Genomic DNA, 24345 nt, shown 5'->3' on the forward strand with positions numbered 1-24345 from the left:
TTCCGGTTTATCATGAACGGTGATACCATATTTCCGCTCCTTTTCTATATATGGGAGTAGAGATATTGTTGGTAAAAAGCTCTCCTGTTCCCAAACCTTGCGGACGTTCCACGCCGTGAGAGGAAACCCAATGCGCTATGGCATTCAAACCGATGTTGGATTCCAATGCAGATGTTGCCCACCAAAGGATACCGATTCGTTCAGCCAACTCTATCCATTCGTCACACCCATAAAAAGAGCCATGGAGTGTGGGTTTAAGTATGATGTAGTGCGGACGAATGGTTTCCAAAAGAGATCGCTTCTCCTCTGTTTCGTAAACTCCTATCAGCTCTTCATCCAAAGCAACAGGAATGGGAGTCTCTCTGACAATTCTTGTCATCTTCTCCGGCTCGCCTGCGGCTATGGGTTGCTCGATGGAGTGAATCTCGTATCGGGATAGAGTCTCCAACTTTCCGAGTGCTTCAGAGAAAGAGAAAGCACCATTGGCATCCAATCTTATCTCCAACTCTTCGGCTGAAAACCTGCTACGAATGCGATGGAGCAGGTCTATTTCGGAATCGAAAGCAATAGCTCCGATCTTTAGTTTAAGGCATCGAAAGCCATCATGAAGCTTCTCTTCTATTTTCCTTAGCATCTCATCATGAGATCCCATCCATATAAGACCATTGATGGGAATACCTTTTTCTCCTCTCGAAAATGGGGTGTCTGTATGCGCCAATCCTCCAGCCTTTATATGTCTGAGAGCTGTTTCTATACCAAACAGAATAGATGGATATTGTTTCCAACTTGGAGTGGGAGACCAGGAATCATTCTCGATTTGATGTAATAGATCGGATAGCTTACTGTGATACTCCTGTGAGAAGTCGGGGCTAAGATCTTCCAGTGGAGCACACTCTCCGATAATCTCCTTCCCTTGCGGTGTATCTCTCTCTATGTAAAAGACATTTTTTGTGAGATATACCCCTCTGGAAGTTTTTGCCGGCTGTTTGAATATCAGCTTCTCCTTGCGGATGGTCAGCTCCATAATGCCATGGAAAGGTTATGGGAGTTTTGGAAACTTAGACCAGTCCGGCTTTCTCTTTTCCAAAAAGGCTGTTTTACCCTCTTGTGCCTCATCGGTAAGATAATAAAGCATTGTAGCATCACCGGCCAACTCTTGAATACCTGCCTGACCATCCAACTCTGCATTCAGACCGGCTTTGATCATTCGCAATGCAAGCGGACTGAGAGACATCATCTCTTCGGACCATTTGACATACTCGTCTTCGAGCTGTTCCAGAGGTACAACGGTATTTACCAAGCCCATATCCAATGCTTCTTGTGCATTGTACTGACGACATAAAAACCAAATCTCTCTGGCTTTCTTTTGTCCCACAACACGAGCAAGATAAGAAGATCCAAATCCGGCATCAAAACTACCTACTCTCGGTCCGGTCTGCCCGAATCTTGCATTTTCCGAAGCGATACTCAAGTCGCAAACGACATGAAGAACATGGCCTCCACCGATGGCAAATCCATTCACCGCAGCAATGACAGGTTTCGGAATGGAGCGAATCTGTTTTTGTACATCCAATACGCTTAGTCTTGGAACACCATCCTTTCCGATGTAGCCGCCACGACCTTTTACATTCTGATCTCCTCCGGCACAGAAAGCAACATCTCCTGCTCCGGTAATCACAACAACACAAATATCTGCTTCTTCTCTGCAAATACGGAGAGCATCACTCATCTCTGCCGTTGTCTGTGGAGTGAAAGCGTTTCTGTATCGTTCCCGATTGATTGTAATTCGTGCAATTCCGTTGTAAAAATCGAAGAGAATCTCTTCGTATTCCTTAATCGTTCTCCATTCTCTATTGGTACTCATTATACTTTCTGTTTTATTTTGAATTGGTTTGTTTTAAGGGTAAAGGTACTCATTTTTCACTCCTTGTACCGATTAAGAGGCAAATCTTTTGCTGATTATTTGGTGGTTCGGAATTTCCTTTGTAATTTTGCATCACAAAAACAAGGTATTGACCCATGGTGTAATGGTAGCACTACAGGTTTTGGTTCTGTCTGTCGAGGTTCGAATCCTCGTGGGTCAACATAGAGGAGGCTTCTAATTTATGGTTAGATAGCCTCCTTTTCTTTTTATAAGGTCTATTTATTGCTAATTTTGTACAGTACTAAACAAAAATCATAGAGCTACTATGGATAAGCATAAAAATAGCAAGGAGCAAGATAAGCTTGATATCATCTATACCACAGAGGAACAAACAATGGATATTGGATTTGATGATGACGAACTTCCTGAAGTGGAAGGCATGACTCTCGTAGATGCTTACTACGTAGAGGATCACATGGTGGAGTATTATGTGGAGAAGAGAGAGCATTTTGCAAAAGAGATAGCTCGCGCCTACGTCAAGGCAGGGTATAACGCAGAACGCAGAGATGCCGGAAATGATGAGGGAGAAGCCGTGATGGCGATAGATCATACAGGAAAGGTTGTGGGAATGATCCTGCTGAATCCGTATGAAACCGATAACCTTATTGCTGCTGAGGCAGAAGGTAAACTTAACGAAGCGATTTTAGGATCTTTGAATAGCTGACCTGACCATGAAAAAAAGCAAAAACAATAGACTGAACAGCTTCGGCATGAGTCGTGGAATGAAGGTGTTGATCTTTATTTTTTCGGCTGTAACAATGCTTTCTTGTGCGAGTAAACTCGGTCCGGGAGGAGGTCCGTATGATGATGCTCCGCCCGTATTGCTGAAATCCGTCCCGGCTTCGGGAGCACTTAATGTAAATACGAAGAAGTTTATCTTCTATTTTGACGAGTACATCACAGTAAAAGATGCAAGCAAAAAGGTGATTATATCTCCTCCGCAGCAACAAAATCCTAAGATACAAGCCATAGGAAAGCGTGTGGAGGTGATATTGGAAGATTCTCTCATTTCCAATACGACCTATACTATCGACTTTACGAACTCTATAGAGGACAACAATGAGAGGAATGCCCTTGAAAATTTTTCTCACGCATTCAGTACCGGTAATGAGATAGACACAATGGAGATAGCCGGTGTCGTTCTCAATGCAAGAGATCTTGAGCCTGTGTCTGATGTTGTAGTCGGAATTCATGCCGACCCCAGACGGGAAGCGTTCAGAGATACCACATTTCTAAGAATGTCTCGTACATCGGACAGGGCACGATTTGTTATTCGTAATATGAAGTCCGGATCGTATAGTCTTTTTGCTCTTAAAGATAATGACAACAACTATCGCTATAATTCTCCTATGGAAGCTGTGGCGTTCTTCCCGGAGAGGATTACCACAAGCTCCGAACCCGCGGTGAGACAAGACACTATATTTAAGACTGTCAAGGGAAAGCCGGTTGTGGACTCCACATATCTTGTCAAGTACACAAGATATCTTCCGGATGATGTTGTACTGCGCTTTTTCCAGTCGGACAAACAGCGAAACTATATCGTTAAACGAGAAAGACGAGACTCTGCGACAATAGAACTCGAATTTAATCTGCCCTTTTTAGAGGAAAAGGATATTCCTTCCATCCGAGCTTTAGGATTAGAGAGTGCGGGAACGGATCCGAGGACTAAAATCTTTACAGATGCTGATCTTTACACGAAAAAGGCGACCTATCTGCTTACGGACTCTCTTTATCATTCGAGAGATACATTCATTGTGAACTATCCTTCAATAGACTCGTTGAATAATATTATTGTAGTATCGGATACGATAGCTCTTCGCACACCTCCTAAGAAGCAGGTCAAGGAGAAGAAAGAGGATGCCGATACCCCTAAGGATTCCACAGCTGTTGAAAAACCTAAGCCAACGTGGACTCTAAGTATGGAGACGAAAGGAGATGGAGGTATTTCAGATTCAATCCTGATCTCTTCCACATATCCCGTTGATACGGAAATGCTCAGAAAAGCATTGAGGCTTGTTTATAAAAAAGATACGATAGAGGTAGATGCAAAGATAGATACACTGATGCCGATGCCGGGACGCTCCAGACTATGGCTACTCAAAGCACCATTGAGCTACAAGCAGAGCTATACGCTCTATGCAGATAGTGCTTCTGTAAACGATATTTTGGGTCGGCCTCTATTGGAACCACTCAAGAAGAGCTTCGAGACAAAGGCAAAGTCTGAGTTTTCTTCGCTCTTGGTAGAAGTACTCGGATATGGACAGACACCGATGATAGGGGAACTTCTCAATGAAAGTGATAAAATTTTGGGTGTGGCATATTCCAATAAAAATTTGGGAGAAATAGTCTTTTCAGATCTTAAACCGGGGAATTATTATCTGCGTGTTATAATTGATCGTAACGGAAATGGAAGATGGGATCCGGGAGACTATGATAAGAACTTACAACCGGAGGAAGTCTTCTATCTGAATAAAAAGATGGAGCTTCTGAAAAACTGGACTGTCAAAGAGAACTTTGATCCTAAAAGCATACCTCTGGATAAGCAAAAACCATTAGAGCTTGTACGCAATAAACCTAAGGAGGTCGAGAAGAGGGATAAAAATAAGGAAAGAGAAGAGGAGATGAAGAGACGCCGTTCAGGAATGGGATCGTCCGGCGGTGGTTTTGATCTTGGAGGCGGTATGGGAGGACTTCGCCAGAGCTTCTAACTTCAATATATTGTTTCTATGGCTATCAAAAGAGCACTAAATATCTTTCTATATGTCTTTTTGTCGGGAATATTGTTTGTTTCAATAGACTTTGCTCCCACAATAAAGGCAGAAACGGCTGTGCCTTCTGATAGCATAAGTAGATCTAAGTATCAATGGACAAGAGTATTACCATTGACTTTATTTGCAGTCTCTACTCCCGGTTTGGATCAGACGATGTATGATTGGAGATCCATCCACTTCGGATCATTCAGGACTTATGTGGACGACTATTCAAGTCTCATCCCCGTGGCAACTTCTTGGGGTTTATACTTTGGAGGAGTAAAGCCGAAATACAGTAATAGTGCCGGAGAGATGTTTTTGCTTCAAGGAAGTGCAGTCTTACTTTCGACAGCAATAACTCATGCAGGAAAAAGAGGATTTGGCAGAATGAGGCCGGATCAGAACAACTATAAATCGTTTCCATCGGGTCATACCTCTTTCTCTTTTGTCTGTGCGACTCTTTTGGTGGAAGAGTATGGGGAGCGTTATCCTTGGTTGGCAGCATTCTCCTACACATCTGCATCTCTCACAGCTACTGCCAGAATCCTTAATAACAGGCATTGGGTTAGCGATCTTTCAGGAGGCGCTGTCGTGGGTATATTATCTGCCAAACTGACCTATGCTTTAGCGTCTGTTTTAACCGGAAAACCCTATAATCTTTATTCATATCGTGATGAGCCTTTGAAAGGATATGGTATCTCTTTTCGTAGGGGATGGACTCTCTTTTCGGAGAACATATTCAACCATTTTGGAGCTATGGTTAGGGTTCCATTTTATAAAGAGTGGGGAGCTGTGGCTCAAGTAGCATGGAGTGAAATGGGATCTGAAAAGTCTGATTTTTCTCGTTCCATAGGAGGGGGAGTCAGTTATAGAAGAGAGCTTCCCTTGAATGGTTTTTTCTTTGATGGAGGCCTTTCTTTGAATCACTATTCTCGCTTTGGTGAGTCCCGTGATGGTTGGAATCTTCGTCCGGAGTTGGGTTTGATCTTTAGAACAGGTAATGTCTCGCTGCTAAAAGGATATACCGCATTTTCTTCCGCACCTTGGAAGAATAACCAATCGGGTACTTGGGAGTTTGGAATGGCAGTGGAATGGGGTTGGTAAAGCTTTCTTGTAAAAGTAAATGGATTAAAGATATTATATATGTCAACAAAAGTGGCAGAGACTCCGATGATGTCTCAGTACAATAAGATAAAAAGAGAACATCCCGATGCTATATTACTGTTTAGGGTTGGGGACTTTTATGAGACTTTTTGTGAAGACGCCATAACGGTTTCATCTCTGCTCGGCATAACATTGACGAAGCGTGCTAATGGCTCTGCCAGCCATATAGAACTTGCCGGTTTTCCACATCATGCGTTGGATACTTATCTGCCTAAATTGGTAGGATTTGGGAAAAGGGTAGCAATCTGTGATCAGATAGAAGATCCCAAGACCACCAAAAAGTTGGTTAGAAGAGCTGTTACAGAGCTTGTTACGCCGGGACTTACTATGAATGACACGGTGCTTCATGCCAAACAAAACAACTTCTTGGCATCTGTTGTATTCGGAAGTGGAAAGATAGGACTGGCATTCTTGGATCTGTCCACAGGGGAGTTTCTAACAGCTGAGACATATCCCCAGGATGCCGACAAACTGTTGGCAAACTTTGCTCCTAAAGAAGTGCTTCTGCAAAGAGGATTGGAGCGTATGTTCAGGGAGGAGTTTGGAGATAAACTGAATCTCTATCCGCTTGAAGACTTTATCTATACTGAGATGTATGGACGAGACAAGATTTCGGAAGTCTTTGGCGTAAAGAATCTTAAGGGTTTTGGAATAGAGGAAAACAAGCTTTCGATCATGGCGTGTGGTGCCATTCTTTATTATCTGCATGCCACTTGTCATGTTGAATTAGGGCATATTACTTCAATTAGAAAAATGGAAGAAGACAGATATGTCCGATTGGATAAGTTTACACTCCGAAATCTTGAAATCTTGAAGCCGATGAGTGAAGATGGAGTAGCTCTTGTGGATGTCCTGGACAGAACTTTAACGCCTATGGGTGGGCGTCTCTTAAAGCGATGGATGATATTTCCTCTTCTTAATGTCAAAGAGATTGAGTTTAGGCAAAATGCCGTAGAAGTCTTCATGAAGCAGAGTGAAGTTACAGGAAAGCTCAGAACTCACATGGCTAAGATTGGAGACTTGGAGAGACTGGTCTCCAAGATAGCTGTTGGGAGGATCAATCCTCGTGAGCTGTTGCAGCTGGCGGAAGCAGTGGGAGAGTTCAATCCAATCAGAACCATCCTAAAATCTTTGGGGTGTGATACCACGACTCACTTGGCTGAAATGATGACAGACTCTTCCGAAGTGCGTCAAGCCATTGTACAAACGATAGATCCGGAAGCCCCGGCTCTTATGAACAGAGGTGGTCGTGTGATACGCGAGGGAGTACATCCGGAGCTTGATGAGCTACGCCGTATTGCCGGAGGAGGAAAAGAGTATCTTATCGAAATCCGAAATAGAGAAGCAGAGCGTACAGGCATTCCAAGCCTGAAGATCGCATTCAACAATGTTTTTGGCTACTACATAGAAGTGCGTAATACGCACAAAGAGAGAGTACCGGAAGATTGGATCAGAAAGCAGACTCTTGTGAATGCCGAGAGATATATCACTCAAGAGCTTAAAGAGTATGAACAGAAGATTTTAGGAGCAGAGGAGAAGATTGCCATCTTGGAAACAGAGATCTTCACTCGTCTTATATCAAATCTCTCACAGCATATCAAAGAGATACAGAATAATGCAGTAAGAATATCGGAAGTGGATGTGCTTCAGTCTTTTGCGGATGTCTCTACTGCTTATCAATATGCGAAACCGGAGGTTAATAATGGACAGGTTATTGAAATAAAAGATGGACGCCACCCCGTCATAGAGCGTCTTCTTCCGACCGGAGAGGCATACATTGCAAATGATCTCTACTTAGACGATAAAAATCAGCAGATCATCATTGTTACGGGGCCTAATATGTCCGGTAAGAGTGCTCTGCTACGTCAGACCGCTATCATCTGTCTTATGGCTCAGATGGGTAGCTTCATTCCTGCAAGATCTGCATCTATCGGTCTGGTAGACAGGATTTTTACAAGAGTGGGAGCCAGTGATAATATCTCCAGAGGGGAGTCTACTTTTATGGTTGAAATGACCGAATCGGCAGCCATCTTGAACAGTTTGACCAATAGAAGTCTTGTTCTGATAGATGAACTGGGTAGAGGAACTTCTACCTACGATGGTATCTCCATTGCGAGAGCTATTGTAGAGTATATACATGAATATCCTCACGGCAAAGCAAAAACACTTTTTGCAACGCACTATCACGAACTGAATGAGTTGGAAGCGGAGTACGACAGGATAAAGAACTTTAATGTTTCTGTCAAGGAGGTCGATGGTAAAGTGATTTTTCTCAGAAAACTTCAGCCGGGAGGAAGTGAACATAGTTTTGGTATCAATGTTGCCAAGCTTGCAGGTCTTCCATCGACAATTGTAGAAAGAGCGGGAGACATTCTTCATCAGTTAGAGAAGGGCGATAGAGGAGCTGTCTCTTCTTTTAATCATAGCGGTTCGAGTAGAGAGGTTGTGGGAAACACACCCTATCAAATCAGCTTTTTCCAATTGGATGATCCTGTACTCGGTCAGGTACGAAAAGAAATCATAGGAGTAGATATCAACCATCTTACACCTATCGAAGCATTGAACAAGTTAAGTGAAATAAAAAAAGTAATTACAGGTAAGAACGAATGAAGTTTAGATATGATATAATAGTCGTAGGAGCGGGGCACGCAGGCTGTGAAGCTGCACGAGCTTCGGCGGTAATGGGCTGCTCTGTTTTGCTCATTACGATGGATATGGGTAAGATTGCCCAAATGAGTTGTAATCCGGCTATTGGCGGCATTGCAAAAGGGCAGATTGTTCGCGAGATAGATGCTTTAGGCGGTGCTACGGCGGTTGTTACGGATGCCACATCCATTCAGTTTCGGATGCTCAATAGGAGCAAAGGACCTGCCATGTGGAGTCCGAGAGCTCAGAGTGACAGGCAGCAGTTCTCCATGGCATGGAGACGCATTTTGGAAAATACTGAGAACCTCTATATGTGGCAGGATACCGTAACTCGCTTGCTTTTTTCAGAGGAAGATGGTAGAGTGGAAGGTGTGGAAACCGCTCAGAAGATCTCTTTTTATGCTTCTAAGGTAATACTCACTAATGGCACGTTCTTAAATGGACTTATGCATGTTGGATCTCATCAATGGAAAGGAGGACGCATTTCGGAACCGGCATCTTACGGCATCACCGAGCAGCTTATATCAAAAGGGTTTCGTACGGATAGGATGAAGACCGGAACGCCTGCACGAGTAGATGCAAGAAATATTCGCTTCGATCTCTGTGAGGCTCAGTATGGAGACGAAGATTTTCACCGCTTTTCTTTCTTGCCCGACTCTCGTTTGAAGAATCGTCTCAAGCAGCGTCCTTGCCATATCACTTACACGAATGAGGCAAGTCATACGGAGTTGAGAAATCATCTGGAAGACTCTCCGCTCTACAACGGACAGATTGTAAGTATCGGACCTCGCTACTGCCCAAGCATCGAGACCAAGATTGTAACTTTTGCGGACAAGAGTCAGCACCAGCTCTTTTTGGAGCCGGAGGGTGAAGATACCACAGAATACTACATCAATGGGTTCTCGTCATCTCTTCCTTTTCAGGTGCAGCTTGATGCTTTGAAAAAGATTCCTGCTTTGGAGCAGGTACATCTTTTAAGACCGGGATATGCCATAGAGTATGATTTCTTTGATCCTACCCAGCTCTATCATACTTTGGAGACAAAACTGATTCCTGGTCTCTATTTTGCCGGTCAGATCAATGGTACCACAGGTTATGAAGAAGCCGCCGGTCAAGGAATTGTCGCCGGAATAAATGCCGCACTGAAAATAAAGAACCTGCCGGAGTTTACACTTGGCAGAGATGAAGCATACATTGGAGTGCTCATAGATGATCTTGTTACAAAAGGGGTGGATGAACCCTATCGGATGTTTACCAGTAGGGCAGAGTATCGCATATTGTTGAGACAAGACAATGCAGACCAGCGACTCACTCCCAGAGGTAGAGAGATCGGATTGGTAGAAGATGAAAGATGGCACGCCTATGAAGCCAAAATGGAATGGATTGGCAGAGTGGATGCTTGCTTGCGCTCTTTGGGCGTTCGCCCTTCTGAGGTAAACGAGCAGCTTCAAGCCTATAACACTACACCTCTAAAGCAGGGTTGTAAGGCGATGGATCTGCTCCTTCGTCCCAATATCCATATTGAACATATGGTTGCAATGCTCCCGGAACTTGCAGAAATCTCTGCTTCTGTCCCTTCGGAATTAAGAGATGAGGTTCTTGAAGCGGTGGAGATTGAGGCAAAATATTCGGGTTATATATTGCGCGAAAAAGAGTTGGCGGATAGAGCAAAGCGTTTGGAGCATATTACGCTTAAAGGTCGTTTCAATTATATGGAAATCTCTTCGCTCTCTACGGAAGCTCGTCAGAAACTTTCTGCCATAGATCCGGAGAATATAGGTCAGGCATCTCGTATTCCGGGTATTTCTCCAAGCGATATAAACATTCTTCTTGTCCTTTGTGGGCGAGTCTGAAAACAAGAAATGTTTCACGTGAAACATAAACAGAGATAATGCTGATACCTAAAAAGGACATTCTTGAGACATTGAGCAGCATTCCGGAGCTCCCGGGGTGTTATCGTTATTTGGACAAAAATGAGGATGTCATTTACATAGGTAAGGCAAAGTCGTTGCGCAGAAGGATCGCTTCTTATTTCCAAAAGGAGCATTCGGATGCCAAGACACGTGCTCTGGTAAACACCTTGCAGTGGTTGGAATATTTCGTTGTCGATACGGAGCATGACGCTCTTCTGTTGGAGTATAATCTTATCAAAGAGTATCGTCCTCGCTACAACATCATGCTCAAGAATGGCAACTTTTATCCTTACATCTGCGTCAAGAGAGAGCCTTTCCCAAGAGTTTTTATCACTCACAAGCCGGTTCGTGATGGCTCGGAATATTTTGGCCCATATCCGGCAGGCAAGATGGCGCACACTCTCGTCGGTGTCATTAAGAAAGTCTTTCTTCCTCGCACTTGCAGTCTGAATCTTACACAAGAGAATATTGCGTTGGGACGATTCCGAGTCTGCCTCAACTATCATATTCATCGCTGCCTTGCTCCTTGCGTTGGCAAGCAGAGCGAAGCAGATTACGATGAGAATATCCGTCAGATCAGAGAGGTTTTGAAAGGCAATATCTCGTCCGTAAAGCAAGAACTGTCTGATAGGATGATGCTGTACGCCTCGGAGCTGAAGTTTGAAGAGGCACAAGCCATAAAGCATTCCATCTCCATTTTAGAGAGTTATCAAGCCGCTTCTGCTGTTATTTCCCACAGTGTGGGCGATGCTTTGGTCTGCTCTTTCTCCGAAGATCTCGGTTCCATCTACCTCAACTATCTGGAGGTGAGGAGTGGCAATATCGTTTCCGGAGAGACGTTGGAGTACAAGAAGAGCCTGTCTGAAGAGCCGGAGGAGTGGCTTTCCACTCTTGTTCAAGAGAGTCTGAATGCTTTGAGACCAGGTATTAAAGAGCTTATTCTTCCTCTTCCCATTGCTTACGTGCCGGAGGGTATTACCGTTACCATTCCTCAAAGAGGCGATAAAAAAAGACTCTTGGAACTTTCGCAGAAGAATGTGGAGCAGTACAAGACCGATAGAGACCGTCAAGCCGAAAAGCTCAACCCCGAACAGCGCAATATGCAGCTCCTTCAAGAGTTGCAGAACACTCTCGGACTGCCGGGGCTTCCATACCACATGGAGTGCTTTGACAACTCCAATATCCAGGGTTATTCTCCCGTTGCAGCCTGCGTTGCTTTTATCGGGGGCAGGCCGGCAAAAGAGTTGTACAGGCACTATCACATACGATCCGTGCAGGGGCAGGACGACTATGCCTCCATGGCAGAGGCGGTGCAGAGACGCTATACCGCCTTTATCGAAGAGGATAGAGAGCTGCCGGATCTCATTATTGCCGATGGGGGTAAAGGGCACATGGAGACCATCAGAAAGACATTGGAGGATATGGGGCTGGCTATTCCCATTCTCGGGCTTGCTAAAGACCGGAAGCACAAGACCGCAAATATCCTCTACGGAAATCCTCCTGAGGTTGTCGGCATCATGCAGCGTTCGCCGGTGTTTCTGCTTTTGGAGCGTGTGCAGAACGAAGTCCATCGCTTTGCCATCAAGTTTCACCGGGAAGTTCGCAGCAAGTCGCAGACACATTCGGAGCTGGACACCATCCACGGCATAGGATCTGCTTCCAAAGCGAAGCTCTTGAAGCATTTCAAGAGTGTCAAGAAGATCCGTGGGGCGTCGCTTGAAGACATAGAGATTATTTTGGGCAGAGCCAAGGCGCGGCTCGTCCATGAATATTTCCATACAAAAAGTAATGAGTAAATTTGGGCTATGAAAGTAGTGGTACAGAGAGTCCGGTCTTCCCGGCTCACCGTTGACGACAAAGAGATCTCCCGAATAGGGGAGGGACTGCTTATCCTTATCGGCATCGCTTCTGATGATGGCGACAAAGACATCGACTATATCGTCCGCAAGTGTGTCCGTCTTCGCATCTTTGATGATGCGGATGGAGTGATGAACAGAAGCGTGCTCGATGTCGGTGGGGAGGTGATGCTTGTCTCACAGTTTACCCTCATGGCATCCACGCAGAAGGGCAACCGTCCTTCCTACATACACGCTGCTCCCGGAGAGATCTCCGAGCCTTTGTACGAGAAAGCCGTGCAGGCATTCGAGCAGGCGCTGGAAAAGCCGGTGGCACGCGGCGTATTCGGAGCGGATATGCAGATTGCGCTGACCAACAATGGACCTGTTACCATCATTATCGACTCAAAAAACGCATAAGACATGAAGCAGGAGCTTACCCTTTCCGAGCTGCAAGAGCTGGTCGATGGCTGGATCAGGCGTTACGGCGTGCGCTATTTCGATCCTCTCACCAACATGGCTGTTCTCACCGAAGAGGTGGGCGAAGTGGCACGCATCATGGCTCGTTTGTACGGGGAGCAGCAGGCAAAGGAGGGAGAGAAGCTCGATCTGGAAGACGAGCTGGCGGATCTTCTTTGGGTCGTTGCCTGCATTGCGAACCAGACCGGCTGCGATCTTACCGCCGCCATCCGAAAGAACTTCCTCAAGAAGACCGAAAGAGACAAAACAAGACACATCAATAATCCTAAACTCAACAATCAACATGAACAGCAGTAACAGATATACGGACGCGTTTGCAAAGTTTCGTCCGGCGCTGACAGAAGAAGAGACAACACTTGAAGTCGAAAAGATCCTCTCCAAGTATGGCAATACGCTCCACACCGTGGACAACATCAAGTTTCTCCACAGCGTGGTAGACCTCACCTCGCTATCCGCAACGGATCATGACGTGCAGATCATGCAGTTTGTCGAGCAGGTCAATGCCCTCGACAGCAACAGACCCGACATCCCTCACGTCGCAGCCATCTGCGTCTATCCCAACTTTGTCTCCACCGTCAAGAACGCCCTTTCCACCCGGGGCGTCAATATCGCAGCCGTCTCCGGGGGCTTCCCATCCTCCCAGACTTTTCCGGAGGTAAAAGTGGTCGAGACCGGTCTTGCCGTCGAAGATGGAGCCGATGAGATAGACATCGTACTGCACGTCGGCAACTTCCTTTCCGAAAACTACGAAGAAGTCGCAGACGAAATCTTGGAGCTGAGAGAGGTAACGAAGGGCAGGCACCTCAAGGTGATCTTGGAGACCGGGGCGTTGAAGAGCACCGAAAACATACGCAGGGCTTCCATCCTATCCCTCTTCTGCGATGCCGACTTCATCAAGACCTCCACCGGCAAAGAGTATCCCGGCGCAACCCTCAACGCGGCCTACACCATGGCGACCGTCTTGAAGCAGTATGCCGAGCTCTTCGGAGAAAAGCGCGGACTCAAAGTATCCGGAGGAGTGCGCACCACAGAGGATGCCCTCCGCTACCTTGCCATTGTCAAAGAAGTGCTTGGGGACGAATGGCTTACCCCCGACCTTTTCCGCATAGGTGCGAGCAGCCTTGTGGCAGACTTGCAGAAAGAGATCGGAGAATAACGCAGGGGACCTTCCCCGCATCCCAATCGGAGCCATCCCGGAAAGAGCAAAATCTTTCCGGGATGGCTTCTTTATAGCCCCCATCTGCCCCCCCCCGCCATGCCACATTCTATATTTAGCTTGTTCTGTATGTCGCTGAAAATCAATCTATTCATTTTTTTTCTTCTCCTCCCGAAGGCACTAAAAATTTCGGGCAAAAGCCACATAGGCGGATCCGATTCCGAAAGAGGTAAAATTTCTGTCCGCATGAAAATCCTTTTTTATTCGCACAAAAATCTCCTCCCTTTCGCACAAAAATCTCCTCCCATTCGCACGAAAATATATTTTTGTGCGCAGACAAAAATATGTCCGCAAGCATAAAAAATACCTCCGATTCGTATAAAAATATATTTTCCTGCCTATGAAAATATATTTTTATGCCCGGATCGCCACAACTCTTATGCTAAAGAAAATACTTTTTCTGCGCACGCNCCTGCCTATGAAAATATATTTTTATGCCCGGATCGCCACAACTCTTATGCTAAAGAAAATACTTTTTCTGCGCACGCAGATATTTTTTCGTCCGCATGGAAATTTTTTTCTATGCCCACGAAAATTTTTTTCTATGCCCATGAAAATTTATTTTCTTGGCCACGCAAATTTTTTTTCTTGGCCACAAAAATTTATTTTCTTGGCCACGCAAATTTTTTTTCTTGGCCACAAAAATTTATTTTCTTACCTACGAAAATTTATTTTCTTACCTACGAAAAAATTTTTTCGTGCGCACGTAAATTTTTTTTTGTACGTACGAAAAAATTTTTTTGTACGTACAAAATTTTCATGCTCTCCGAAACCGACCTTTTCTCTTTTCCCGATCCCGGTTTTCCGTCTCGGCACAAAAAAAGCAGTGCCGGCACTTATCGCACCGGCNTTTTACGCCCCGCCACTTCGGGGTGAGTGGAGTTCCCCTCAATCTTAATCAGTTTTTAACCGTCCACCCTTTGTCTTCGGCTATCTTCTTGTTGCACGCATCCGTGCCCGGATTGCCTCCGATCCAGACGCTCTTGACTTCACCGCTCTGCCCGGTTACATCGGGAAGCGTTCGGAATATCTGGTTCAGCGTCTGCGTACTCAGCCTGCAGTTGCGGACAATTAGCACATTATCTATGCTGCTCGAGATCTTCAAGGAGCTTAGATTCGGGTTATTCTTGCAGTCGAAATATCTCAAAGCTGTATTCTTGCTTACATCCAGCGAGGTGAGGGAGTTAGAGTTGCAGAGCAAGAATTCCAACTTCGTATTCGCACTCACATCCAGCGAGGTAAGGGAGATTTCTTTGCAGCTAAATGTGGTTACCTTTCCGTACACCGTAACGGTCGGGGAGCCGAGTGTGTAAGTTCCGGTGCCGAAGACTAGATTCTCACCATTATCCTCTTTCCCGTTATTGTTCAGGTCTATCCAGACACCCGAACGATATTCCGGCTCGGTATCTATATAAAGCTCTATCTTCTCGCCCACGGCTTTCGTTGTCGTCATCGTCATTTTATAAGCATTGGAATCCAATTTCCAGCCCTTGTCTTCGGCGATCTTCTTGTCGCACGTATACGTGCCCGGATTACCTTCGATCCAGATCCACTTACTGCCGGTGCTCTGCCCTTTTACATCGGGAAGCGTGCGGAATATCTCGTTCAGTGTCTCCGTGCTCAGCTTACAGCCGTTGACCCACAACTCATCATTTATGCTGCTCGAGATCTTCAAGGAGCTAAGATTCGGGTTATTCTCGCAGGAGAATCGTGTCAAAGCGGTGTTCTTGCTCACATTCAGAGAGGAGAGCCTGTTCCAATTGCAGATCAATGCTTTCAAAGCTGTATTCTTCACATTCAGCGAGGTGAGAGAGTTCTTTTCGCAGTCCAACCATTCCAACTCGGTATTCTTGCTCAGATCCAGCGAGGTGAGGGAGTTATCGGAGCAGGACAACTCTGTCAAAGCAGTGTTCTTGCTCACATCCAGCGAGGTGAGGGATTGTTGGTGGCAATGGAACTCGGTTACTTTTCCGTATATCGTAATGGTCTGCGAGCCGAGTGTGTAATCCTTATAGAAAAAGACTACGACCTTCTCGCCCTCATCTTTGGTGCCGTTATTGTTCAGGTCTATCCAGACATCGGCTCGGTCTTCCGGCTTGGCGTAGATCTTAACAGTTATCTTCTCGCCCACGGCTAGCGTTGTCGTCATCGTCATGCTGTTGCCGGCAGGCGGAGGAGGAGGAGTATCTCCGACATCCAATGTCCAGCCTTTGTCCTTGGCTATCTTCTTGTTGCACGCCGCCGTACCCGGATTGTCTCCGATCCAGATCTTCTTACCGCCGGAGGTCTGCCCTTTTACATCGGGAAGTGTGCGGAATATCTTGTTCAGCGTCTCCGCGCTCAGCTTACAGCTCTTGACCGACAATTCATCATTTATGCTGCTCGAGATCTTCAAGGAGCTTAGATTCGGATTATTCTTGCAGTATAACGCAGTCAAAGCGGTGTTCTTGCTCACATCCAGCGAGGTGAGGGAGTTAGAGGAGCCGTCCAACACTTTCAACGCGGTGTTCTTGCTCACATCCAGCGAGGCAAGGGAGTTAGAGGAGCAGGACAACGCAGTCAAAGCGGTGTTCTTGCTCACATCCAGCGAGGTGAGGGAGTTAGAGGAGCAGGACAACCGTGTCAAAGCTGTGTTCTTGCTCACATCCAGCGAGGTGAGGGAGTTAGAGTGGCAGGACAACTCTTCCAAAGCTGTGTTCTTGCTCACATCCAGCGAGGTGAGGGAGTTAGAGGAGCAGGACAACAGGGTTACCTTTCCATGCACCGTAACGGTCTGCGAGCCGAGCGTGTACCATTCATAGTCAAATTTGGTTACGCTCTCGCCTGCATCTTTGACCTTGTTGTTGTTCAGGTCTATCCAGACATCCGCTTGGTCTGCAGGCTCGGCATTGATCGAAAGCTCTATCTTTTCGCCGACGGCTTTCTCTGTCGTCATCGTCATGCTGTTGCCGGCAGGCGGAGTATCTTCGACATCCAATTTCCAGCCTTTGTCCGTGGCTATCTTCTTGTCGCACGCATCCGTACCCGGATTGTCTGCTATCCAGATCTTTTTCTTGCCTTCGGTCTGCTCTTTTACATCGGGAAGTGTGCGGAATATCTCGTTCAGCGTCTCCGCGCTCAGCTTACAGTTACGGATATATAACGCATCATTTATGCTGCGCGAGATCTTCAAGGAGCTAAGATTCGGGGTATCCTCGCAGTCCAACCGTGTCAAAGCCGTGTTCTTGCTCACATCCAGCGAGGTGAGGGAGTTACTGTGACAGTACAACTCTTTCAACGCGGTGTTCTTGCTCACATCCAGCGAGGCGAGGGAGTTTGAGTGGCAGTTCAACCGTGTCAAAGTGGTGTTCTTGCTCACATCCAGCGAGGTGAGGGAGTTAGAGAAGCAGACCAACTCTGTCAAAGCGGTGTTCTTGCTCACATCCAGCGAGGTGAGGGAGTTATCGGAGCAGCCCAACACTTTCAAATCGGTGTTCTTGCTCACATCCAACGTGGTGAGGCTGTTAAAGCTACAATGAAAACTGTATATCTTTCCATATACCGTAATGGTCTGAGCTCCGAGTATGTACTCTTGATCGGTGTCGAATGTGGTTACACTCTCGCCTGCATCTTTGACCTTGTTGTTGTTCAGGTCTATCCAGACATCCGGACGATCTTCGGCTTCTGCATCTATGCTTTGGCTATCTTCTTGTTCTTGGAGAGCTGAGTCCCGTTGTCTGTCTGCACCGATATGCCGAACTCCGGAATGCTGTTGCCTGTCGGACGATGCCACACCGCAAACGTGTGTGTCGCTCCCGGTGCCACCGAGACTGCCGAACCGGACTCTTCCAACGGGTTGGGTTTGTCGCCGTCTGCCTCCATCACTTCGTCCGTCATCGGTTTGTAGAGATGGTATTTGCCGTTGCGGGGCAGGTATCTCCACTCTTCCGCTGCCGGATCGACGGCATAAAGGTGGCAGTTGTTAACCCGGAGTGTGGTGGAGGAGCCGTTCTTGAGATCCACGTACTCTATCGAGCCAAGATAGTCGAACGGCAGAGCCATTTCCTCTTCTCCCTCCGGAGATATATCCCTCTTGGCAATCACCGGAACGGCAATATCCTCCAAGCGGTTGGCTCTCAACGGCAGGATGTCCAAAAGGATCTCTCCCCTCTCTACGCTCACGCCTGTTCCCGGTACTCCGCAGAAGGCGTGGATGGTGTACTCTTCCGAAGTGTCTATGCTTTCGGGCACTTCGATATGCAGCTTCGCACGCTTGCCGTTGTTTTCGATTCTGCCTATGGCTGCTTCCACGGGGTCTGTCAGAACATCGCCCTGCTCGAAGACGAACGTTACCATGTCTCCCGATTTCCATTTGGCTATAAGCGTGCTGTTGTCTGCCGACTTCTTCAGCTCCACGCGCATTCCGCCTCCATCCTGAGGCATGGATGCCGTAAGGGTGAGCTGTCTGCTTCTTTTTCCCGTAGGCAGATCTTCCCGTTCGTTCCGGCAGCCGGTTGCCAGCAGAACCAGCAGCAGCGTCAGCGCGCATACTGCTTTGGTGTATATATTACATGTAAGTCTCATCTGATTCTGTATTTATGGTTTATGTTCTTTTCGCTTTTGTCGGTCATCATAGATCCACGATTTCAAGGTCGGAAAGATCTCCTTTTCCCTCTTTCGCTGCTTTATCCAGCTTCTGTTTGTAGGTCTCCGCCTCGCTCTGAAGCTCTGCAATGTCGGAGAGCAGGCTCTCTTTCTTCTCTTTCAGTTCGTTGTACTCGCTTTCGTGAAGCAGATCTTTCTTCGCTTCTATCTCATCGCTCAAGCTGTCGATCTCACTCTTGATGCCGTTGATCTTCTTTAGAAGGGCTTCCATCAGCTTGATCTTTTCGTTGATGCTCTTGTCGGAAGACTTGATGCCGGCGAGCTCTTTCTTTGCGTCATCCGTCTTGCCTTCCATCTCTTCGGCTTTCTTCTTGAGAGCCTTGTACTCTTCGGTGATCTTGCTCTTTACCGTAACTTCGCAAGAGGCTGTTTTACCGCCATCCTCCGTTGTGGCGGTGATGGTCGCTTTACCCGGTTTGCGGGTCGTTACTTTGCCTTGATTGTCCACCGTGGCAATGTCCGATGCGGAGCTGCTCCAGCGTACCGCCTTGTTGTCTGCATCGGCAGGCTGTACGGTGGCGGTGATCGTAAAGCTTTCACCTTCGATAACGCTCTTCTCTGTCGGGGAGACGGTGATGCCCGTTACCTTGACCTCTTTCTTGGTGACGGTTACTTGGCAGGTGGCTGTCTTACCGCCATCTGCCGTTGTGGCAGTGATGGTCGCACGCCCCGGCTTGTGTGTGGTAACATGACCATTGTCATTAACGGAAGCGATCTCCGAAGCCGAACTGCTCCACGTTACCGTCTTGTTGTCCGCATCGGCAGGAAGCACTGTGGCAGTGATGGTAAANCCATTGTCATTAACGGAAGCGATCTCCGAAGCCGAACTGCTCCACGTTACCGTCTTGTTGTCCGCATCGGCAGGAAGCACTGTGGCAGTGATGGTAAAGCTTTCACCCTCTTTTACGCTCTTCTCCGTCGGAGAGACGGTGATACCGGTAACCTTGACCTCTTTCCTCTTCACCGTTACCCGGCAGGTGGCTGTCTTACCGCCATCCACGGATGTAGCAGTAATGGTGGCACTGCCTTCCTTNCAGACACCACGATCCGTAACCGCCGCTCCGCCATCTGCAGAGACATTCCCCTCGCACTCGAAACTTGTTGTGGTGATGTTGGAAACAGAGCCGGTTGCCACCGTGGGAGCTTTTGCAGGCTCTTTGGGATCTTTCTTGCATCCTGCCATGGATAAGGATGCAACCAATAATAGAAATAGTACTTTTTTCATAACAACTCATTTTATTGTTTTCTCATTTAATAATCTAATTGGACAAAACGCATAACAGAGAAAAGACGGCAGACAGTGAGCCGTATTCCAACGCATGATTGTTCCTTAATACTTACAAAGGTATTGTAAAAATATTACTATTCAAAATCATATATCGAATACTGAAACAACTTGAGATAAACGCTTATAAAACTTCCTCTGAATAGTTTTGCTGTCTGAAATCATGCCTTGACTGACACAATTCATCGTTTGAGTGCTGCAACTCACCCCTTGTTCTGCACCAATCATGCCTTGGTTTGTACCTCTGAACCTGATAAAACGAACTTAAAAGGCTGTTTAGCGCATCTTTTTATCGGGTTCAGAGCTGCTGTTACGGCAAATAAAAAGCAGCGCCGATACTTATTGCACCGGCACTGTCCGAATCTGTTTTTAATATTTTATGCTCTCCCTTTTTAGTACAAAAGATTCTGAAAGAGTCTTAAGAGGTACCATCCATTCTTTGTAGGTCGCTATTTTTACCGGACAGCGATAAAAATTTACTCTCGATAGAGGCTCTTTTATCCTTTGTTTCGGTTAAAACAGGCTTGTCGCGCGTTTATCAGAATTGGAAGTAGATGAACGGCTGAATCTCGGAGCTTCTTATCTGGAAGACGCAGAAGACAAGACCTACAAGAATAAGTGCCTGTACCACGAAAGGAGTTTCGCTGATGAAGTTTTGGAATCGTTTTTCTCCCTTATGTCCTACGAAATGGAGAGCAAATCCGAGCACCATAAGAGCAAAGACTTCTTTGTATCCTACGACAAACTGAGTGAAGACTTCGGGGTGAAAGGAGGTGAATATCTGCTTGAACATAGCTTGAACGACCTCCATGTTATCGGCACGGAAGAGGATCCAAGACGCCACAACAAGATGAAAAGTGAGAAGCCGTCCGGCAACTCGTTTGAACCAATTGGATTCGGGTTGCTTTCCAAAGATCTTTACAGTAAGCTCCCGATATGCTTTATGAACAGCCAATGCGATACCATGAAGGGCTCCCCAGATGATGAAACGCAGAGCGGCTCCGTGCCAAAGTCCTCCGAGAAGCATGGTGATGAGGAGATTCATGTAGGCTCTCAGGCGTCCTTTCCTGTTGCCTCCGAGTGGAATGTAGAGGTAATCTTTCAACCACGAAGAGAGAGAAATGTGCCATCTGCGCCAAAATTCGGTAATATTGACGGACTGATAGGGAGAGTCGAAGTTGATGTTGAATCTAAAGCCCAAAAGCAGTGCTATACCGATAGCCATATCCGAGTAGCCGGAGAAGTCGCAATATATTTGAAGCGCATATCCGTAAGCTCCCAGCAGGTTCTCCAGTCCCGTATAGAGAGCCGGAGCATCGAATATTCTGTCCACGAAATTGAGACTGATGTAGTCCGAGATAATCGCTTTCTTGAAGAGACCGCTGATGATAAGTGCGAGAGCTTCACCATATTCGGTCCTGCCGAGAGTGGGTGTCTTTCTGATTTGAGGGACAAAATCTTTTGCTCTTACTATGGGACCGGCAACAAGCTGAGGGAAGAACGAAACGTAGAAGAGGTAGTCTATCCAGCGATTCAGAGGTTTCACTTCTCCACGATAGATGTCTATGATGTAGCTCATGGTCTGGAACGTATAGAAAGATATACCGGCAGGCAGGAAGATGTCGCGCAGTGTCCACTCTTTCAGAATCCATTCGGGCTTATTGACGAGCAGTCCCAGTTCGTTCAGTAACGTTACTCCGATGTCTCCAAGGAAGTTGAAGTATTTGAAGTAGGCAAGCACCCCAAGATTGATACACATACTCAATGCGACCCAATACTTCCTTACTCCCTCTCTGCTGCGAGATAAAGCGTGTCCGATGAGAAAGTCGCTCGTCGCAGCCAGCATCAGCAATACAACGTACTCGCCACTGCTCTCGTAGTAAAACAGCAAAGAGAAAAGGGCTACGTAGATGATGCGCAGAGATGTTCGCCGGCGAAGCAGGTAGTAAAGAGGCAGGAAGAGAAGAAACATGAAGAAGAACAGCCCGCTGGAAAAGATCAGCGGGGCCTGCGGATCATACTTTAGTACTTCTCCGATGCGTGAGAGATCTATGTGTTCTAAAAAGCTCACTGTGCTATGGGGTGTTAGTAGGTATCTTTTTTGTAGAGCTTCACTTCACTTATCATGTCGGATGAGATAAGAGAAGGATGAGAAGATTGGTCGAGAAACTGTCGTAAAGCCTCGGCGGTCAATGCTCCATGCTTGAAATAGCCCTCCTTTGTATAATGGATGTGATCTTGATGCATCCAGCCTTTACTGACCCATCTTTGGGCTTCTTCTTCCGTCCCGATCTGTTGGTAAAGGTCATATACGCCGTAACCATTGCTGTTGGCAAAGTCGAGGATAATGGCTGCCGCCTTTGCCGTATTGGGGTTGAAGCGGTAGCTGTATGTAGTCCTCCATTTTCTTTTACTCTTCTTGCCGGTATTGCGAATACGCTTCGACTGCTTCAAGAAACTTGGAGGAGGTGTTGTGAAAAAGAGCTGAACGTTGGGAAGAGCTTGTGTGACGGCAGAGGTGAAATCTTCAAGCTGTTGTCTGAAATTGGCTTCGCTGAATCGCCATGTATAGGAATCGTTCGTTCCAAGTGATACAACCAGTACTTCCGGCTGCATCTTCGTGATGTTTTGAATCTGTTGCGGATCTGTAAAGGTGGAGAAGGTTGCCCCGTTTATTCCGGTGTAAGATACCGAGAAGTCCGTCAACAGAGCTTTGATAGGAGCAGTTGTATAGCCATATCTTATATGACTATCTCCCAAATGAAGCAGCTTGGTCTGCGCTTGAGCTCCCCACATTCCAAAGATGAGAAGCAGCAGGAATGCTACTTTCTTGTTTAATTTTGTCATAGTACTTCTGTTCAATATCAAATGCTTCCATAAATTTTGTAGCCACGAGTCGCCCTCCTTTGTGCGACAAGTGCGTGTAATCCTTGGCTGCAGCTCCCTGCGATGCCAGTTTAGCTATTCCTCCGAGCTCTTGCATGGCTTCGAGCAGACTGTAAAAACTGATCTGCTCTTCTTGTGCAAGTCGCTCTTGGGCGCGATGAAGTGCAATAACGCCCGGCATGGTAGATGCTCCTCCGCCGGCAGAACGCTGCCCTCTGTCCGAAACACCCATGAGAAGAATGTCTGCACGAGGATTGGAGCGTTTGAGTTGTCGGATGACTTTACGCATCTGACTGATGTAAGAGGAGTAGTTGGTCTGTTTTGCAGATGCCACATTAAGCCCATACTGAAGGATGATAAGGTCGTATGGACGGGCATCCGTAAATTCTTTATTGATCGAGGAGTCTATTGAGAGGATGCGTATCCCGGAGTTGCCTCTTAAAGAAAAGTTATCCACAGATATTCCGGACTTACCATCCAAAGCAATACCGTAGCTCGCAAAGCTGCTACTCGGCGTATCTACACGCAGACGCACGCTTCTGCTCGTACCTTCATAGAGCAGGTGAGCAACAACAACTCCTTCCGTTGCAGGCAAGAGCTGTTTGCTGATACTGTCTCCAACCGAAACCTGTATCTGCGTATCTTCGTTGCTTCTATAGTAGAACCAAGACTGTTCGATGGGTTTTGCACTTTCGGGAAGTGTGTATTTGACCCAGGGAGAACCGCTCGAATAGGTGTGATAGTATCCGGTTATAGACTGCTTTGACGGAGATTTGTCAAGCAACGAGTGTGTTTTCCATCCTCCGAATTCGTGTCGTACCGATGCCCGAAAGCCGGCAACCTGAGAGGTTAAAGCCAACCAGCCTACTCCCGAACCACCATAGCGGGTCTGGAGCTGATTCCTGAGAGCATCCGTAAAAATGTCTCCCTCTATGAATGAGTCTCCCAATACGGCAATCCTCACAGGACGACCGAGATTGTCCCTGTTCTTGAGGCTGGAGAAGAATTTTTGCATCCCTTGCCGGTTTACTGTATAGTCTCTGATGAGAGTAAGCGAAGTGTCTGTATTCGTAGCTCTAAGCAGACTATCATAGGTGGGTCTGGTATCCGGAGCGAGCTGCTCTGCCGTTGTGCCATCTATGGTATCCGTTTCATTCAGGTACTGACCTCTTTCGGAAAGATCATCTGCATCGTTTGGATCTGCCGGAGGTATTGAGAGAAGTGTATCCGGATCGCTATTTTCGTTATCATCTGAAGGTATATCGCCATCCGCAAGAAGTATATCGTCTGTCAGATCTCCGTTTTCATCACCGGACTCTTCTCGCAGATCAGACAGTATATCTACCGGTTTCAGAGTCCAGCTGCCTATCTTTTCCGGGAGGAAGTAAAGAGCAACCAAAGCTCCAAGCAGTACCCATAGTAGAGCAAGAACTCGAACCTGATAGTTTTTATCTTTTCTCATTAAATGATTATATCCTGAGGTTTCTTTGTGAAACTTGTCTTCTTATTTTATTCGCGCAAATTTACACATTTATATCGAAGTACATGATAACAGCCTTATCTCAAAAGAGTTAAAGTATTAAAAGAGTTTTTTAGAAAGAA

The 24345-nt window shown here is 46.5% G+C and carries 17 protein-coding genes and 1 tRNA gene; 10 read left to right on the plus strand and 8 right to left on the minus strand.

Annotated elements, in window-relative coordinates; all coding sequences use genetic code 11:
- Positions 1-10: 10 nt before the first annotated feature.
- Positions 11-1024, minus strand: coding sequence for an o-succinylbenzoate synthase (locus HQ43_RS05355; protein ID WP_036790820.1), 1014 nt, complete (start codon positions 1022-1024; stop codon positions 11-13).
- A gap of 15 nt (positions 1025-1039) precedes the next feature.
- The gene (menB, locus tag HQ43_RS05360) at positions 1040-1864 is read right to left on the minus strand and encodes a 1,4-dihydroxy-2-naphthoyl-CoA synthase (RefSeq protein ID WP_036790822.1); all 825 of its coding nucleotides are present in this window, start codon (positions 1862-1864) and stop codon (positions 1040-1042) included.
- Positions 1865-2013: 149 nt separating this feature from the next.
- On the opposite strand from menB, the gene HQ43_RS05365 reads away from it, so the two are divergent.
- The 10 genes from HQ43_RS05365 to deoC all read left to right on the plus strand — a co-directional run bounded on the left by HQ43_RS05365 (position 2014) and on the right by deoC (position 13868).
- Positions 2014-2084 (plus strand) — tRNA-Gln (locus HQ43_RS05365).
- A 105-nt stretch (positions 2085-2189) separates the two neighbouring features.
- The gene (locus HQ43_RS09485) at positions 2190-2588 is read left to right on the plus strand and encodes a hypothetical protein (protein WP_052090059.1); all 399 of its coding nucleotides are present in this window, start codon (positions 2190-2192) and stop codon (positions 2586-2588) included.
- 7 nt (positions 2589-2595) lie between these two features.
- Entirely contained in the window at positions 2596-4632 is a 2037-nt protein-coding gene (locus HQ43_RS05375; protein WP_052103093.1) for an Ig-like domain-containing protein, read from the plus strand.
- Positions 4633-4650: 18 nt separating this feature from the next.
- Positions 4651-5778, plus strand: coding sequence for a phosphatase PAP2 family protein (locus HQ43_RS09490; RefSeq protein WP_081964547.1), 1128 nt, complete (start codon positions 4651-4653; stop codon positions 5776-5778).
- A gap of 39 nt (positions 5779-5817) precedes the next feature.
- A complete protein-coding gene (mutS, locus tag HQ43_RS05385) occupies positions 5818-8448 on the plus strand; it encodes a DNA mismatch repair protein MutS (protein WP_036790825.1) in 2631 nt (876 codons plus the stop codon).
- Positions 8445-10337, plus strand: a complete 1893-nt coding sequence (mnmG, locus tag HQ43_RS05390; RefSeq protein WP_036790828.1) for a tRNA uridine-5-carboxymethylaminomethyl(34) synthesis enzyme MnmG — start codon at positions 8445-8447, stop codon at positions 10335-10337. Before mutS ends, mnmG begins: the two co-directional genes overlap by 4 nt.
- Positions 10338-10375: 38 nt before the next feature.
- Positions 10376-12193, plus strand: a complete 1818-nt coding sequence (gene uvrC / locus HQ43_RS05395) for an excinuclease ABC subunit UvrC (protein WP_036790831.1) — start codon at positions 10376-10378, stop codon at positions 12191-12193.
- Positions 12194-12202: 9 nt separating this feature from the next.
- Positions 12203-12652 carry a D-aminoacyl-tRNA deacylase gene (dtd, locus tag HQ43_RS05400; protein WP_036790834.1) on the plus strand — a complete coding sequence of 150 codons (450 nt, stop codon included), beginning with the start codon at positions 12203-12205 and terminating at the stop codon, positions 12650-12652.
- A 3-nt stretch (positions 12653-12655) separates the two neighbouring features.
- Positions 12656-13009, plus strand: a complete 354-nt coding sequence (locus tag HQ43_RS05405) for a nucleotide pyrophosphohydrolase (protein ID WP_036790837.1) — start codon at positions 12656-12658, stop codon at positions 13007-13009.
- Complete coding sequence (gene deoC, locus HQ43_RS05410) at positions 12996-13868, plus strand: deoxyribose-phosphate aldolase (protein WP_036790840.1); 873 nt, start codon at positions 12996-12998, stop codon at positions 13866-13868. The genes HQ43_RS05405 and deoC overlap by 14 nt, the downstream gene beginning before the upstream one ends.
- Before the next feature lie 958 nt (positions 13869-14826).
- Here the strand turns inward: deoC and HQ43_RS09495 are convergent.
- From HQ43_RS09495 to HQ43_RS05445, 6 genes are all read right to left on the minus strand, one after another.
- Entirely contained in the window at positions 14827-17700 is a 2874-nt protein-coding gene (locus HQ43_RS09495; protein ID WP_052103095.1) for a leucine-rich repeat domain-containing protein, read from the minus strand.
- The gene (locus tag HQ43_RS05425; protein ID WP_036790845.1) at positions 17598-18491 is read right to left on the minus strand and encodes a hypothetical protein; all 894 of its coding nucleotides are present in this window, start codon (positions 18489-18491) and stop codon (positions 17598-17600) included. The genes HQ43_RS09495 and HQ43_RS05425 overlap by 103 nt, the downstream gene beginning before the upstream one ends.
- Before the next feature lie 46 nt (positions 18492-18537).
- On the minus strand, positions 18538-19797 hold the full coding sequence (locus HQ43_RS09500; RefSeq protein WP_081964548.1) for an Ig-like domain-containing protein: 1260 nt from the start codon (positions 19795-19797) through the stop codon (positions 18538-18540).
- A 598-nt stretch (positions 19798-20395) separates the two neighbouring features.
- Entirely contained in the window at positions 20396-21928 is a 1533-nt protein-coding gene (locus tag HQ43_RS05435; protein ID WP_036790848.1) for an MBOAT family O-acyltransferase, read from the minus strand.
- 14 nt (positions 21929-21942) lie between these two features.
- Positions 21943-22704 (minus strand): GDSL-type esterase/lipase family protein, encoded by a 762-nt coding sequence (locus HQ43_RS05440; RefSeq protein WP_081964549.1) that lies wholly within the window; start codon positions 22702-22704, stop codon positions 21943-21945.
- Positions 22607-24205: a GDSL-type esterase/lipase family protein gene (locus HQ43_RS05445; protein ID WP_052103098.1), complete on the minus strand. Its 1599-nt coding sequence runs from the start codon at positions 24203-24205 to the stop codon at positions 22607-22609. The genes HQ43_RS05440 and HQ43_RS05445 overlap by 98 nt, the downstream gene beginning before the upstream one ends.
- Between the last annotated feature and the right edge of the window lie 140 nt (positions 24206-24345).

Origin of the sequence: Porphyromonas canoris (genome assembly GCF_000769115.1) — a bacterium.
GTDB classification, from domain to species: Bacteria; Bacteroidota; Bacteroidia; order Bacteroidales; family Porphyromonadaceae; genus Porphyromonas_A; species Porphyromonas_A canoris.